This window comes from Kitasatospora sp. LaBMicrA B282 (assembly GCF_050325825.1).
In the GTDB taxonomy this organism is placed as follows: Bacteria; Actinomycetota; Actinomycetes; order Streptomycetales; family Streptomycetaceae; genus Kitasatospora.
Map to the genome: position 1 here is coordinate 32,004 of NZ_JBNQTI010000004.1, position 14,760 is coordinate 46,763.

The window sequence follows — 14,760 nt, forward strand, 5'->3', positions numbered from 1 at the left end:
TAGGATCGGGCCACGTGACCGGTGATCAACGGAACCCGGATCACCCCACTCCCTCACCGCCCTCCCACAGGAGAAACGTTTTGTCACACGCTCAGACGCCGCCCAGCAGGCGCTCCCACCGGCGGTCCTCCCTCCGACGCCGGGTCCGCGTGGCCGCGGTGGGCTCCTCGATAGCCGCCGTGATCGCCGGCGGCGTCATCGCGCTCAACGCCAACGCGGCGGTCGCCCCCGGGGTGACCATGCACCGGGACAGCGCCGCCGCCGAGCACTACCGCGAGGCCTGTCCGCCCGCCTCACCCGGCCACTACGCGTGCAACGCCCTGGTCCGCACCGACGTCAAGCCGCAGGCGGCCCGCCCCGGCGCCACCCGGGCCGCCGCCGACGTCGGCGGTTACGGGCCCGCGGACCTGCAGTCCGCCTACAACCTGGCCTCGGCCGCCGCGGCCGGCGGCAAGGGGCAGACGGTGGCCATCGTCGACGCCTACGACGACCCCACCGCCGAGAGCGATCTCGGCGTCTACCGGAGCCAGTTCAACCTGCCCGCCTGCACCTCGGCGGACGGCTGCTTCACCAAGGTCGACCAGGACGGCCAGACCGCCGGCCTGCCGCAGCCCGCCCCGGCCAACGACGACTGGACCGGCGAGGAGTCGCTGGACATCGACATGGTCTCGGCCGTCTGCCCCAACTGCCGCATCCTGCTGGTGGAGGCCAACACCGAGAGCGGGGAGGACCTGGGCACCGCGGTGAACGCGGCCGTCAAGCTGGGCGCCAAGTTCGTCTCCAACAGCTACGGCGGGCCCGAGTCGCCCGACGAGACCAGCGAGGACGCCCGGTTCTACAACCACCCCGGGGTGGCGATCACCGCCTCCTCCGGTGACTCCGGCTTCGGCGTCGAGTACCCGGCCGCCTCCCAGTACGTCACCGCGGTCGGCGGCACCGCGCTGACCAAGGCGAACAACGCGCGCGGCTGGACCGAGTCCACCTGGGCCACCTCGCCCACCGAGGGTGCCGGCTCGGGGTGTTCCGGCTACGACCCCAAGCCCGGCTGGCAGCAGGACAAGGGCTGCGGCAAGCGCACCGTCGCCGACGTGTCCGCCGTCGCGGACCCGGCCACCGGGGTCGCCACCTACGACACCTCCAACGGCAACGGCGGCTGGAACGTGATCGGCGGCACCTCGGCCGCCGCCCCGATCATCGCTGCCACCTACGCCCTGGCCGGCCCGCCGGCCGCCGGCACCACCCCGGCCGCCTACCCGTACGCGCACACCGACGCGCTCAACGACGTCACCTCCGGCGCCACCGCCTCCTGCACACCGAGCTACCTGTGCACCGCCGGCACCGGCTACGACGGCCCGACCGGGCTCGGCACGCCCAACGGCACCGCCGCCTTCACGGCCGCCGCCTCCTCCGGCGGCGGCACGACGGGCGGCGGCGGGGGCACCACCGGCGGCGGGAACCCCGGCAGTGGGAACCCCGGTGGCGGGGGCACCACGGGCGGCGGCGGCACGGGCGGCGGGGGCAGCACCCCGCCCGGCCAGGGCGTGACCGTGACCAACCCGGGCAACCAGGTCACCACCACCGGCACCGCCGCCTCGCTCCAGATCACCGCGGTGGACTCCGACAGCGCGCAGACCGTCACCTACCGGGCGAGCGGCCTGCCGGCCGGCCTGTCGATCTCCGACACCGGCCTGATCTCCGGCACCCCGACCACCGCCGGCACCACCCAGGTGACCGTCACCGCCACCGACGGGGCCGGCGCCAGCGGCACCGCCACCTTCAGCTGGACCGTCAACAGCGCCACCACCCCCTGCACCGACAGCCAGTTGCTCGGCAACCCGGGCTTCGAGGCCGGCACGGACATGGCACCCTGGAAGAGCACCCCGGGCGTGCTCAACAACGCGATGTCCGCCCAGCCCAGCCACGGCGGCGGCTGGGACACCTGGTTGGACGGCTACGGCCAGGCCGCCACCGACAGCCTCTGGCAGACCGTCACCATCCCCACCGGCTGCTCGCGGGCCTCGCTCTCCTTCTGGCTGCACGTGGAGACCGCCAAGCACACCCAGCGCGCCGCCGACACCCTCCAGGTCCAGGTGGTCAGCAGCACCGGCACCACCACCCTGGGCACCTGGTCCAACCGCGACGCCCACAAGGGCTACCAGCAGTACGGGGTCGACCTCTCGCGCTGGATGGGCCAGACCGTCACCGTGAAGTTCGTCGGCACCGAGGACAACTCCCCGCAGCTGACCAGCTTCGTCCTGGACGACACCGCGCTGCAGACCTCCTGAGGCACCCCTGAGCGCAGCCGCAGGCCGGGGCCGCCCGGGGACCGCGACCACGGTCCCCGGGCGGCCGCACTCCGGACAGCTCCTCCGACTCCCCCGCTGACCACGGGAGTTGTCCACCGATTCGGGTCAGGAGCAGAATGACGCGCAGTGCTGACGCATGGTCATGTCTTGACTGCTCCTACGGCAGAAGCGGGGACTGGAGATGGATCCCGAACTGGTGGCCCTGGCATCATCGGCGGCGACCGCACTGGTGGGCCGGCTCGCCACGGACGGCTGGGAGAACGCCAAGCAGGCGGTCACCGCCTTCTGGCGACGCCGGCACCCGCAGCAGCCCGAGGCGGCGGAGGCCGTCGAGGCCCAACTGACCGAGACCCGCGAGGAACTGCTGGCGGCCCGGCAGGCCGGTGACGAGCAGGCGGCACAGGAACTGGCCGTCGAGTGGCGCACCCGGCTGCGCGACGCGCTGCGGGCCGACCCGTCGCTCGCCACCGAACTGCGCGAGCTGGTGGCCGAACTGAACCGGGACGAGAGCGACTCCGACTCGGAGGGGGGTGGGTCCCGGGTGAGCATGCGGGCAACGGCCTCCGACCACGCGAAGGTCTTCATGTCCGGACACACCATGCACGTCACCGGTCAGTGAGTGAACCGCCGGTCCGGCTGGAGGCGTACGCCTCCGGCTCCGGCACCATCTACATGGCCGCGGGCGACCAGTACGTCGCCGCCCGCGACCTGCACGTGCACTACGGGGACGGCGTCCACCGCGTGCGCCGGGTCGAGGCCGGCAGCGACAGCAGCGACGAGTGCCCGTACCCCGGGATGACCGCGTTCGGCGCCGAGCAGGCCCAGTGGTTCTTCGGCCGCGAGCAGACCCTCACCCGGCTGACCAGCCGGCTCGACCAGTGCCTCCAGGAGGGCGGCGCGGTCGCAGTGGTGGCCGCCTCGGGAGCCGGCAAGTCCTCGCTGCTGCAGGCCGGCCTGGTGCCCGCACTCGCCCGTGGGACGCTGCCCGGCTCGCGGCACTGGCCCTGCCTGGTGTTCACGCCGGGCGCCCATCCGGTGATCGCCCTCAGTAGGCACCTGGCCGCGCTGACCGGTGGCGAGCCGGCGGAGATCGAACGCGAGTTGGCCGACGACCCGCAGGCCCTCGGCGACCGGCTCCGGGCGGCGCTCGACCGGCAGCGGGCCGGCCGGCTGGTCGTGATCGTCGACCAGGCGGAGGAGCTCTTCACCCAGGTCGCCGACGAGGAGCAGCGGCGCCGGCTCGTCGCCGCACTGGAGCACTTGACCGCGCAGCCGGCGAACGCCGCCGACGGACCGCCGGCGCTGGTCGTCTACGGCGTGCGGGCGGACTTCTACGCCCGGTTCGCCCAGTACGACCCGCTGCGCACCGCCCTGGAGCACCGTCAGGTCTTCCTCGGACCGCTGTCGCGCACCGAACTCCGGGAGGCGATCCTCTTCCCCGCCCAGCGGGAGGGGCTGGCGTTCGAGGAGGGCCTGGTCGAGCTGCTGCTGAGCGACCTGGGGGTCACCGGGGTCACCGCGCACGGGCCGTCGCGCTCCCACGACCCGGACAGCGATGACCCGGACGCCGACGGCAAAGGCGACAGGGGCAGCGGCGGTTCGACTCCCGAGCGCGGCTACGAGGCCGGGCGCCTGCCGCTGCTCGCCCACGCCCTGCGGGTCACCTGGCAGCAACGGCACGGATCCGTGCTGACCGTCGACGGTTACCGGGCCTCCGGCCGGATCCAGGGCGCGGTCGCGGAGACCGCGGAGGACGTCTACCGCCGGCTGGCGGCGGACGGCCGGCAGGCCACCACGGTGATCTTCCGACGTCTGGTCAGGGTGGGCGACGGATCGGACGACACCCGCCGCGCCCGGACCGAACGTGAACTGACCGAGGGCCTGGACCCCACCGCCGCCGAGGCGGTGCTCGCCGGCTTCACCCGCAGACGCCTGCTCACCAGGCTGCGCGACACCGTCCAGATCACCCATGAGGCCCTGCTGGACGCCTGGCCCCGGCTGCGCCGCTGGATCGACGCCGACCGCGCCGACAACCTGCTGCGCCAGAAGCTGGAGGAGGCGGCCGCCGCCTGGGCGCTGCCGGTCCGCCGCGACCCCGACCTGCTGTACCGGGGCAGCCAGCTGGAGGTCGCCCGCGCGTGGGCGAAGCGCACCGGGCAGCAGGGGCTCGGCCCCACCGCCACCGCCTTCCTGGACGCGTCGATCCGCCGCAGCCGGCGCAGCACCACCGTCCGCCGCGGCGCGATCGCGCTGTTGCTGGCGCTCACGCTGACCGCCTTGGCGTTGACCGACGCCGCGATCAGCCAGCAGCAGCTGGCGGACCAGCAGCGCACCGCCGCGAACAGGCAGCGCAACCTGGCCAACGAAGAGCTGTTGCAGGCCCAGGCCGACCTGCTGCGGACCAGCGACCCGCAGCTCTCGCTCCAGCTGAGCCTGACCGCGCTGCTGCTGCGCCCCACCCAGGAGGGGCGGACCGGGCTGATCACCACGCTCCTGCAGACGCCGCTCGACGGCGGCTCGGCACCGGGGGCGGTCGGACAGAGCCCGTTCGACACCGTCTTCAGCCCTGACGGCAGCATGCTGGCCGACACGAGCGGGACCAAGTACTCGACGGTGCGACTGTGGGACACCACCGATGTCCGGCAGCCGCGTCCGCTCGCCACGCTGACGGACCACGTCAACCCGATCCGGGAGCTGGTCTTCGGCCCGGACCAGCGCCTGTTGGTCAGCGTCGCCGGCCCCGGCGGGGAATCGCCCGGCAGCAAGCCCGCCGCGAACGACGTGATCCTCTGGGACCTCTCGGACCGGCACCACCCGCGGAAGCTGGCCTTCCAGGCCGACGTCGGCGCCGGCATGCAGGGCGCCGCCATCAGCCCCGACGGCCGCCGGTTGGCCCTCCTCTCGGGTGACGGTGCGACCGGCACGCTGACGCTCTGGGACATCAGCGACGTCACGGCACCGCGCCGCCTCGGTACGCCGGTCAGCGCCGATCAGGCCCAGTTCGCCACGTTCAGCGCCGACGGCCGGACGCTGGTCACCAGTTCCGGGACGATCACCGCCAAGGATGAATCGCTCACGCCGGGCTCGATCACCCACCGCACGGGATGGCAGGTCTGGGACCTCTCGGATCCGACCCGGCCACGAGCGGTGGCCGAACAGCCGCTGATCGGTGGTGCGGCCGTGTTCAGCCCCACCGGCCCGATCCTGGCCACCTCCTACCAGCGCTCGGCCTTCCTCTGGGACCTCAGCAACCCGAGTGCCCCGCGGCAGCTCGCGGTCCTCAACAACTCCGACCAGGTCCAGGCAATCGCGTTCGGACCGCACGGCCTGCTCATCACCACGGCCCTGGACGGCAGTTCCCGCCTCTGGGATGTCACGGACCCGGCGCACCCGCAAGCCCGGAGCGTCCTGACCGGCTCGCACGGCGCCAGCCCGTCCGTCCCGAAGTCCGACGACCTGCCCACCACCCCGGCGAGCTTCCCCGCGATCGACGCCGCCGGATTCGGCCCGGACGGGCAGCGGGTGTTCCTGGCCGACGGCGACGGAGCGGTCTCCCAATGGCTGGTCGACAACCGCTCAGCCCCGGCGCAGGTCGCCACGCTCAGCGGCCACAACCTCGACGAGGCCGCGTTCAGCCCGAACGGGAAGCTGCTGGCGGCCGGCGGCTTCACCGGCGACACACACCTCTGGGACACCTCCGACCCCACCCATCCCCGCGAGCTGCCACCGCTGCCCGGCCAGCCAGGTCGGCGGGTCACCGCGGCGGCCTTCAACCGGACCGGCGCCGTTCTCGCGGTCGGCACCGCGACGGGCGTGAACGGGGAGGAGGGCCAGGTCACGCTCTGGGACGTCACCGATCCTGGGCGAGCCCGGGTGCTGGCGACGCTGCCCATGGCCTCGGGGGTGGGCTCGCTGGCCTTCAGCCCGCGCTCCGAGCTGCTCGCGGTCTCGGGCGGCAAGTTCTTCGAGGCGTCCTGGAGCGCTCTGTGGGACACCACGGTTCCGGCCGCCGCCACCGAACTTGCCACCAGCAAGAGTCTCGGGTCGACCACCATCATCCACCAACCCACCGCGTTCAGCCCGGACGGCCGGTGGCTGGCCCTGCCGAACTCGCTCTGGGACGTCTCGAAGCCGTCCGCGCCGGTGCCGGCGCCGGTCGCCAAGTCCGACGGCTCGACCGACTCCTGGAGCGGTACGACCGCCGCCGCCTTCCGGCCGGACGCCAAGGTCCTGGCCGCCACCGACCTCAAGGGATTCGAGCTCTGGCAGCTCGGAGCGAGCAGCGGGCCGCAGCCACTGAGCAGCGTCAGCCTGCCCTCCGACGTGATCCAACTCTCCTACCACCCCGACGGCAAGCTGATCGCGGTGGGCCAGCGGAACGGCGTCGTCGCCCTCTACGAGGCCGGCGACCCGGCCCACCCGGGCCTGGCCGCCACCCTGCCGGACACCGCCAGCGACGTCTCGGACGTGCAGCTCGGTCCGGACGGCAGGACCCTGGTGGTCGTCCGCGCGGACGGCTCCGCCCAGCTGTGGGACCTCGGCGCCCTGCCCGCGATCGCCGACGACCCGATCGGCATGGCCTGCCGGATCGCCGGCGGCGGACTCTCCGCCGTCAACTGGAAGGTCACCTACCAGCTGACCCAGCCCTACCAGGACACCTGCCCGGGGAGCTGACCGGTCCCGCTCGAGTACTACGCCGTCGCGCCCTCCCGCGGAGCGCCCTCGGCAACCGCTGCGTCGAGTGGTGCGGCCGCCGCAGCGACCGTCGGCGTGCGCCGCAGCCGCCGGCCCTGCCCCTTCCCCTGGCCGGCCAGCATCGCGCCGAGGGCCAGCACCAGTCCGAGCACCTGCCAGCCCGTCAGGGTCTGGTGCAGCACGATGATCCCGCCCGCCGTGGCCACCAACGGGTTCACCAGACCGAGGAAGGAGGCCGGGCCGGCGCCGAGCCGTTCGATGCCGCGGAACCAGAGCACGTAGGCCAGCGCGGTGCTGAACAGCCCGAGGTAGGCGAAGCCGATCACGTTGTCCGCGGTGGGCGCGGGCGGCAGGCCCTCGGAGAACCCCGCCACCGGGACCAGGAAGATCCCGCCGACCACCAGCTGCCAGGCCGTCAGGTCGAGCATGGTCGCACCGTCCGGCCGACCCCAACGGCGGGTCAGCACCGTGCCCATGGCCATCAGCACGATCGCGACCACCATCGCCACCAGCCCGGTCGGGTCCAGCCTGGCACCCGCCTTGAGCACCAGCAGCGCCACCCCGCCGGCGCCGACCAGACCGGCCAGCACCGCCCGCCGGCCGGGCCGCACCTTCAGCACCCCGATCGAGAAGCCGGCCACCAGCAGCGGCTGCAGCGCACCGATGGTCGCCGCGACGCCGCCGGGCAGCCGGTAGGCGCCGATGAAGATCAGCGGGAAGAACAGCCCGATGTTGAGCATCCCCAGCACGACCGCCCGGCCCCACCAGCGGCCTCTCGGGAGTCTGCGACCGAGCAGCAGGAGCAGCAGCCCGGCTGGTAGCGCTCGCATCACCGCGGCCAGCATCGGGCGTCCGTCGGGCAACAGTTGCGTGGTCACCAGATAGGTGGTGCCCCAGGAGGCCGGAGCCAGCGCCGCCAGGGCGACCACCCCGATCCGCCCGGCCCGCCCCGTGCCCACGCGTCCCCCAGCCATGACAGGCCACCTCTCAGCGTTGATTATCTGAACGTTGAGATACTTTCTACGCCGCAACCCCCTTAACGTCAAGTATCTCAACGGTGAGATACTTTCGGTCGACCGGTGGTCGACCCCACGACACCACCGCCGAGCACGAGGAGCCGCGACATGGCGCAGCGGGGCCAGCAGGGCGAACCCGAACAGTCGGTGCAGCCGGAGCAGACGGCGCACGCCGACCGGCCGGCGTGCCGCGACGCGGTGGACGACGTCATCGACCAGTGGCAGCGCGAGCGACCCGATCTGGACCCGGTCCCGATGTCCCTGATCGGCCGGATCAACCGGTTCCAGAACCACGTCGCCGTCTCCCTGCGCGAGTACTTCTCGCCGCACAACCTCGACCTGTCCGAGTTCGACGTGCTCGCCACCCTGCGCCGCTCCGGCGAGCCGTACGAGCTCAGCGCCGGCACACTGCTCAAGTCGGCCATGGTCACCTCGGGCGCGATCACCAACCGGGTCGACCGGCTCTCCGCCAAGGGCCTGGTCGAGCGCCACCCCAGCCCGACCGACCGCCGCGCCGTCCTGATCCGACTGACCCCGGCGGGCCGCACCCTGGTGGACGACATCCTGCAGGGTCACATCGAGAACGAGGAGCAGTTGATCAGCGCCCTCTCCCCCGAGGAACGCACCCAACTCGGCGCCCTGCTCCGCAAACTCCTCGCCTCCCGCGGAGACACCACCCTGTTCGGCTGATGACCTCCGACGGGCTACGAGGTCACGCCGCCGAGCGTCGGCGCGGCCGCCGCCGGCGCGAGAACCGCAGCCAGCCGGGTCGCGATTCGACACTCCGAAGGGGTTCGTGGACCTGACCGCCACCCAGCTGCCGCCACAGGGCCTCCGGATCCGCGCCGGACCGGTAGCCCCAGAAGATCTCCAGCTCGTCGGAGTGCGCGCCGAGCTCGGCCTGGGCGTCCGCCCCGAGCAGCACCCGCGGCCGCGGCCACTGCGGCGCCAGCAGCGCGAGCGGCGCACCGTCAGGCCGGTTGTATCCGAGGTGGGCGATCCAGCAGCCTCTCCGAAGGTGCGGACAGCAGCCGGCGGCCTGCTCCAAGACATCCGCCAGGGTCGCTCCGCCATCGACCTCCCAGGCGGTCTCGTGCGGAGCCTCGGCATCGTCCCCCATGCACACGCTCTCCCGGGTGAGCACGACTCTCATGTCGGCAAGGCTAACAGATTATCGTCATTCAGACGATAATCTGCGTCGCCGCAGCGCCGCCCCAGTACGGCTGACCCCGCTACCCCCGCGCCTCGACGGCTCGTTCGAGTCCGTCAAGGATCAGGTCGAGCCCGAACTCGAACTCCCTGCCGTAGTCGTAGCCGGGTCGCAGCACGTACTGGGTCGCCACTTCGACCAGGTGCGGGTACTGGTCGGCCGGGATCTGGGTCAGGATGGCCTGGGCCACCTGCGCGCTCTCCTCCGGCGAGTCGAAGGGCAGGCCGCGCTCCTGCAGGGCGAAGCCGTAGACGTAGCTGTCCAGCGCGGAGTAGGCGTGCGCGGCCAGTTCGATCGAGAAGCCGGCGGCGCGGAGGCAGCCGAGGACGGCGTCGTGGTGGCGCAGCGTCGCCGGGCCGGGGGTGGCGCGCGACTCCATCAGGCCGATCGCCCAGCGGTGCCGGGCCAGGGTCCGGCGCACCGAGACGGCTCGCCGGCGCAGCTGCGTCTTCCAGTCCGCCGGGCCGGCCGGCGGGTCGGTCTCGCCGAAGACCACGTCGATCATGCCGTCGAGCAGGTCGTCCTTGTTCGCGACGTGCGTGTACAGGGACATCGCCTCGACGCCGACCGCCTCGCCGAGCCTGCGCATGGTGACGGCCTTCAGCCCCTGCTCGTCGGCGAGCGCCACCGCGGCCTGCAGCACCTTGTGGCGGGTGAGCGGCGTGCGGGCCGAGGCGGCCGGATCGGTCCGGGCGGTCATCTGCTCCTCCGGTGCTCTGACGCGACGACTTGACAGCTTACAACGTAAGGGCGAGCCTTACGCTGTAAGGAACAAGCTGCGAGTGGGAGTGTCGTGATGTCTGCCGAACAGCAACTGCCCGGGCCGACGACCATGCGATCGGTCGTCCAGGACCGGTACGGCGCCGCTCCCGAGGACGTACTGCGCGTCGCGGAGCGCGGCACCCCGCGGATTGGGCCCGACGAGGTCCTGGTGCGAGTGCACGCGACCGGGGTGGACCGCGGGACCTGGCACCTGATGGCCGGTCAGCCGTACCCGGTCCGCCTCGCCGGCTTCGGGGTCCGCCGACCGAAACTCGCCAATCCCGGCCGCGCGCTCGCCGGGACCGTCGCGGCCGTCGGCGCCCGGGTGACCGGCTTCCGGCCCGGCGACGAGGTGTACGGCATCGGCACCGCCACCCTCGCCGAGTACGCCCGCGCCCACCCCGCCAAGCTCGCGCCCAGACCGGGCACCGTCTCCTTCGCCGAGGCGGCCGCGGTGCCGGTCTCCGGGCTCACCGCCCTCCAGGCCGTTCGCGACCACGGGCAGGTCCGGAGCGGGCAGCGGGTGCTCGTGATCGGCGCCTCCGGCGGGGTCGGGACCTTCGCCGTGCAGCTGGCCCGGGCGGCCGGCGCCGAGGTCACCGCCGTGTGCAGCACCGCGAAGGTCGACCTGGTCCGGGCGCTGGGCGCGCACCACGTGATCGACTACACCCGGGCGGACATCCCCGGTGGCGAGCACCGCCACGACGTCATCCTCGACATCGGCGGCAACCGCCCACTGGGGCAGCTGCGCCGCGCGCTCACCGCCACCGGACGGCTCGTCATCATTGGCGGCGAGACCGGCGGACGATGGCTCGACGGCCTCGACCGCCAGCTCCGCGCGCACCTGCTCTCTCCGTTCGTCGGCCAGCGGCTCGGCACCTTCGTCGCCTCCGAGAACGCCGCCGACCTGACCGCCCTGCGCGAGCTCATCGAGGCGGGCGAGCTCGTCCCCAGCGTCGAACGGACCTACCCGCTCGACGAGACCGCGGCTGCCGTCCGCCATCTGCTGGACGGTCGGGCGCGCGGCAAACTCGTCATCACCACGTGAGAGGGTCGGCCGGGACGAAGGGAGGGGCGGGCATGACGCAGGAACAGCAGGAACCGGGCGAGGTGCGGGGGGCTCGGACGGAAGAGGAGCTGCTCTCCCTGCTGGACGGGCTGTTCGCCGCGGACCGGGAGAAGTGGGCGGGGTTCTACGCGGACCGGAGCCGGCCGGTGCCGTTCTTCACGAAGGAGCCGGACGAGAGTCTGGTGGCCCTGCTGGACCGCGGGGTGCTCGAGCCGCGTCCGGGTGCCCGGCGGGGGCTGGACCTCGGCTGCGGGAACGGCCGCAACACCCTGCACCTGCAGATGCAGGGCTTCCTGATGGACGGGCTGGACCTCTCCCGGGACGCGCTGGACTGGGCGCGCAGCCGGCAGGACCAGTTCGAGTACCACCTGGGCTGTGACATGGGCGTGCGCTTCCACTGCGGGGACGCGTTCGGCCCGGCGGGCGCCGCGCTGACCGGACCGTACGACCTGGTCTACGACTCGGGGTTCTTCCACCACCTGCCGCCGCACCGGCGGCCGAGCTACCTGGCGCTGCTGGAGCGGCTGTTGGCGCCCGGTGGGCACCTGGGGCTGGTCTGCTTCGCGCCGGACGGCGACGGGACGGGCACCCGCGTCCCCGACGCGCAGCTGTACCGGGACGGCACCCTGCACGGCGGCCTGGCCTACACCGCCGAGGAGCTGCGCCGGATCTTCGTCGAGGGACCACTGGGGCTCCAGGAGGTGGAGTTGCGCCGGATGCGGAACGAGTCGGCCACGTCCGAAGGCCGGTTCGGCCTGCCGATCCTCTGGACGGCGTTGTTCCGGCGGCCCGCACCGGGGTGACGGGCCGGCCGGGGAAGGTGACTGTTCCGTTCGAGGGCACACGCATCGACGCCGCTGCCCGGGGCAGTGTCCCGGTGCGGGCACGTCTTCCCGCGGGGACGGCGCCGGGACCACGGCACGAGGAGACACCATGAGGATCGTCATCACGGGCGCGTTCGGCTTCCTCGGGGGCCGGCTCGCCGACGCGCTGCGCACCACGCGGACGCTGTGCGGCGTGCCGGTCGAGCGGCTGGTGCTGGTCGACCGCGTCCTGCCGCCCGCCTCGGCTGCGGCGGGCGATCCGCTGGTGGAGGTGGTGCACGGCGATCTCGTCGACCGTCTCGACGACGTGTTCGCGCAGCCCGTGGACGTGCTGTTCCACCTCGCCGCCGCGGTCTCCGCGGAGTGCGAGGCCGACTTCGACCTCGGCATGCGCGCCAACCTCGACACCACCCGCGCCCTGCTGGAGGCCGCCCGCGCCCAACGGACCGGCGGCGGGCCGGTGGTGCGCCTGGTGTTCGCCAGCAGCCTGGCCGTCTACGGCGCCCAGCCGGGCCTGCCGCTGCCGCCGGTGGTCAGCGAGTCGACCCCGCCACTGCCGCGCTCCAGCTACGGGACCCAGAAGCTGGTCTGCGAGCACCTGATCGCCGACTACACCCGCCGCGGCTTCCTGGACGGACGCGTCGCACGGTTGATGACCGTCACCGTCCGGCCCACCGCGCCCAACGCGGCCGCTTCCGGCTTCCTGTCCGCGATCATCCGCGAGCCCCTCGCCGGGCTGCCCGCCCGCTGCCCGGTCCGCCCCGAGCTGGCGGTCGCCGTGGCCTCGCCCCGGCGCACCGTCCGGGCCCTGCTCCGCCTCGCGCAGGCCGAGCGCGGCAGCGGAGCCGGTCGGCTCGGCGATCACGCGCCGGTCAACCTCCCCGCCCTCACCGTCACGGTCGCCGAGATGCTCGCCACCCTGCGCCGGCTCGCCGGCGATCAGGTCGCCGAGCTGGTGACCGTTGCCCCCGACCCGACCGTCGAGGCGATCGTCGCCTCCTGGCCCGCCGTCTTCGACCACCGCCGGGCGGCCGCGCTGGGCCTGTCCCCCGACCCCGACTTCGAGTCGATCGTGCGGGAGTACCTCGCCGACCGGTCGGCGGAGGCGTCGGCGTGAGCCTCGGCGATCGGTCGGCGGGCCTCGGCAGCACCGTGCGGCGGGGCCGTCGCGCACCGCCGCACCCCCTCCCACCAGGGAGTCCGTGGTGGACCCGGCCGGTGCGTAGGGTTCAATGCCTCCCATGACTCACGACCTCCCGCTGGTGGAACACCTGCTCGCCGCCTTCGCCCTGACCTACTCCGTCGGCTTCGAGCGCTCGCTGCGCGGGGCGGCCGCCGGCGACCGGACGTTCTCCCTGATCGGGGTCGGCGCGGCGATCGTCGCGGCCCTGGCACAGCACGACGCGCCCAACGCCCTGACCGGCGTGATCACCGGTGTCGGCTTCATCGGCGGCGGGCTGACCTTCCGGGAGGCCCGGGCGAACGGGGACGTGGTGCGCGGGATCACCACGGCCGCCACCATCTTCGCCGCCGCCGCGATCGGTGCGGCGGCGGGGATGGGCATGCTGCTGCTCGCCACCACCGGCACCGTGCTGGCGCTGCTGACGCTGGAGATCCGCCACATCCCGGGGCTGCGGCTGTTGGACGGCCGCCGCTGGGCCCGCCCGTTCGCCGAGGACGACGACGTCTTCACGGGCCGCTCCCCGGAGTGCCCGGACGCCGACCGGGACGAACGACCGCCGGCCGCCGCAGCCGAGCGGACGGGCGAGCGGACGGCCGAGCCGGAGCTCGCCGAGGCCGGATCCCGGTCCTGACGGCCGACCGCCGGGAGGAACCCGATCATCTGATTGCCGTCCCCCGAACTGGGTAGTCAACCCCCTCGGTGCGGCCCGCGGATCCGCCGGCCACCGCGCCGGGGCACGCGACAGCCGCGGCCCGCTGTGACGATGAGGTGACCGATGCCCGAGGTAGTCCACCCCGCCCGTGCCCTGTGGTGGCTGTTCGAACCGATCCACGCCGTGACCTACTTCGCGCCCGAGGGCCTCCAGGCCTTCGAGTCCGCCGGGCTGCGCGGCTTCTGGCGCGGCTACTTCGGCGGGCGGTCGGCCCCACTCGGTCCGGTGGACGCAGCGCCGGTGACCGCGGCCTTCTTCAACTTCGCGCCCGGCATGGTCGAACGGGCGCTGCCCGGCGTCTGGCAGCTCGCCACGCCGCAGGCCGCGCTCGACGCCCGGCTGGCGGGTGCGACGGCGGCGCTGGCACGCGTCCTGGACACCGCACAGCCGGAGCCGATCGACCGCGCGGTCGACCTGCTGGAGCGGGCGGTGGACGGACTCGACTGCGGCGGGCGGGTCCTGGCCGCCGCCAACGCCGCCCTGCCGCGCCCCGAGGGCCGGCTGGCCCGGCTGTGGCACGCCACCACGGTGCTGCGCGAGCACCGGGGCGACGGCCACGTGGCGGCGCTGGTCACCGAAGGCCTGGACGGCTGCGAGGCGTTGGTGGTCCGCTGCGCGCTCGACACCCCGCGGGCGACGCTCCAGCCGATCCGCGGCTGGACCGACCAGGAGTGGGACGCCGCCACCGCCCGCCTGGTCGAGCGCGGCTGGCTGCACCCCGACGGCACGATCAGCCCCCTGGGCCGGTCCCGGCACGCGACCCTGGAGGCCGCCACCGACCTGGCCGCCTCCCGCGTCTGGACCGGTTTCGACCGCAAGGAGCTCGACGAACTCGCCGCCACGCTGGGCCCGCTCGGCACCCGCTGCCGCGCCGAGCTCCCGTCGGTCAACCCGATCGGCCTCCCGGCCACCGGCTGACCGACCACCAGCTGACCGGCCATCGGCTGACGGACCAGCGACTGACCGACCACCGGCTGACGGCC

12 protein-coding genes are annotated in these 14,760 nt (G+C 73.6%); 9 read left to right on the forward strand and 3 right to left on the reverse strand.

The features are described 5' to 3' along the window. Positions 1 to 149 precede the first annotated feature (149 nt). The 3 genes from ACQRUO_RS02020 (at position 150) to ACQRUO_RS02030 (ending at position 6,980) form a co-directional block, all read left to right on the forward strand. Entirely contained in the window at positions 150 to 2,285 is a 2,136-nt protein-coding gene (locus ACQRUO_RS02020; protein ID WP_428313903.1) for a putative Ig domain-containing protein, read from the forward strand. Between the two features lie 202 nt (positions 2,286 to 2,487). Continuing rightward, positions 2,488 to 2,925 (forward strand): hypothetical protein, encoded by a 438-nt coding sequence (locus ACQRUO_RS02025; protein ID WP_428313904.1) that lies wholly within the window; start codon positions 2,488 to 2,490, stop codon positions 2,923 to 2,925. Beyond that, positions 2,922 to 6,980 carry a hypothetical protein gene (locus ACQRUO_RS02030; protein WP_428313905.1) on the forward strand — a complete coding sequence of 1,353 codons (4,059 nt, stop codon included), beginning with the start codon at positions 2,922 to 2,924 and terminating at the stop codon, positions 6,978 to 6,980. The genes ACQRUO_RS02025 and ACQRUO_RS02030 overlap by 4 nt, the downstream gene beginning before the upstream one ends. A 17-nt stretch (positions 6,981 to 6,997) precedes the next feature. Here the strand turns inward: ACQRUO_RS02030 and ACQRUO_RS02035 are convergent, their stop codons facing one another. Beyond that, the gene (locus tag ACQRUO_RS02035) at positions 6,998 to 7,975 is read right to left on the reverse strand and encodes an EamA family transporter (RefSeq protein WP_428313906.1); all 978 of its coding nucleotides are present in this window, start codon (positions 7,973 to 7,975) and stop codon (positions 6,998 to 7,000) included. Between the two features lie 150 nt (positions 7,976 to 8,125). Here ACQRUO_RS02035 and ACQRUO_RS02040 point away from each other — a divergent pair, with 150 nt between their 5' ends. Next, the gene (locus tag ACQRUO_RS02040; RefSeq protein WP_428313907.1) at positions 8,126 to 8,707 is read left to right on the forward strand and encodes a MarR family winged helix-turn-helix transcriptional regulator; all 582 of its coding nucleotides are present in this window, start codon (positions 8,126 to 8,128) and stop codon (positions 8,705 to 8,707) included. 22 nt (positions 8,708 to 8,729) lie between these two features. Here ACQRUO_RS02040 and ACQRUO_RS02045 read toward each other — a convergent pair whose 3' ends face one another. Beyond that, positions 8,730 to 9,170: a hypothetical protein gene (locus ACQRUO_RS02045; RefSeq protein WP_428313908.1), complete on the reverse strand. Its 441-nt coding sequence runs from the start codon at positions 9,168 to 9,170 to the stop codon at positions 8,730 to 8,732. Between the two features lie 79 nt (positions 9,171 to 9,249). Then, positions 9,250 to 9,927 carry a TetR/AcrR family transcriptional regulator gene (locus ACQRUO_RS02050; protein WP_428313909.1) on the reverse strand — a complete coding sequence of 226 codons (678 nt, stop codon included), beginning with the start codon at positions 9,925 to 9,927 and terminating at the stop codon, positions 9,250 to 9,252. A 96-nt stretch (positions 9,928 to 10,023) separates the two neighbouring features. Here ACQRUO_RS02050 and ACQRUO_RS02055 point away from each other — a divergent pair, with 96 nt between their 5' ends. The 5 genes from ACQRUO_RS02055 (at position 10,024) to ACQRUO_RS02075 (ending at position 14,695) form a co-directional block, all read left to right on the forward strand. After that, positions 10,024 to 11,037 carry an NAD(P)-dependent alcohol dehydrogenase gene (locus ACQRUO_RS02055; protein WP_428313910.1) on the forward strand — a complete coding sequence of 338 codons (1,014 nt, stop codon included), beginning with the start codon at positions 10,024 to 10,026 and terminating at the stop codon, positions 11,035 to 11,037. A gap of 32 nt (positions 11,038 to 11,069) precedes the next feature. Beyond that, on the forward strand, positions 11,070 to 11,861 hold the full coding sequence (locus ACQRUO_RS02060) for a class I SAM-dependent methyltransferase (RefSeq protein WP_428313911.1): 792 nt from the start codon (positions 11,070 to 11,072) through the stop codon (positions 11,859 to 11,861). A gap of 130 nt (positions 11,862 to 11,991) precedes the next feature. Beyond that, positions 11,992 to 12,999 carry a D-erythronate dehydrogenase gene (denD, locus tag ACQRUO_RS02065; RefSeq protein ID WP_428313912.1) on the forward strand — a complete coding sequence of 336 codons (1,008 nt, stop codon included), beginning with the start codon at positions 11,992 to 11,994 and terminating at the stop codon, positions 12,997 to 12,999. A gap of 124 nt (positions 13,000 to 13,123) precedes the next feature. Continuing rightward, positions 13,124 to 13,696: an MgtC/SapB family protein gene (locus ACQRUO_RS02070; RefSeq protein ID WP_428313913.1), complete on the forward strand. Its 573-nt coding sequence runs from the start codon at positions 13,124 to 13,126 to the stop codon at positions 13,694 to 13,696. A gap of 144 nt (positions 13,697 to 13,840) precedes the next feature. Next, positions 13,841 to 14,695 (forward strand): SCO6745 family protein, encoded by an 855-nt coding sequence (locus tag ACQRUO_RS02075; RefSeq protein WP_428313914.1) that lies wholly within the window; start codon positions 13,841 to 13,843, stop codon positions 14,693 to 14,695. The last annotated feature ends 65 nt before the right edge of the window (positions 14,696 to 14,760 follow it).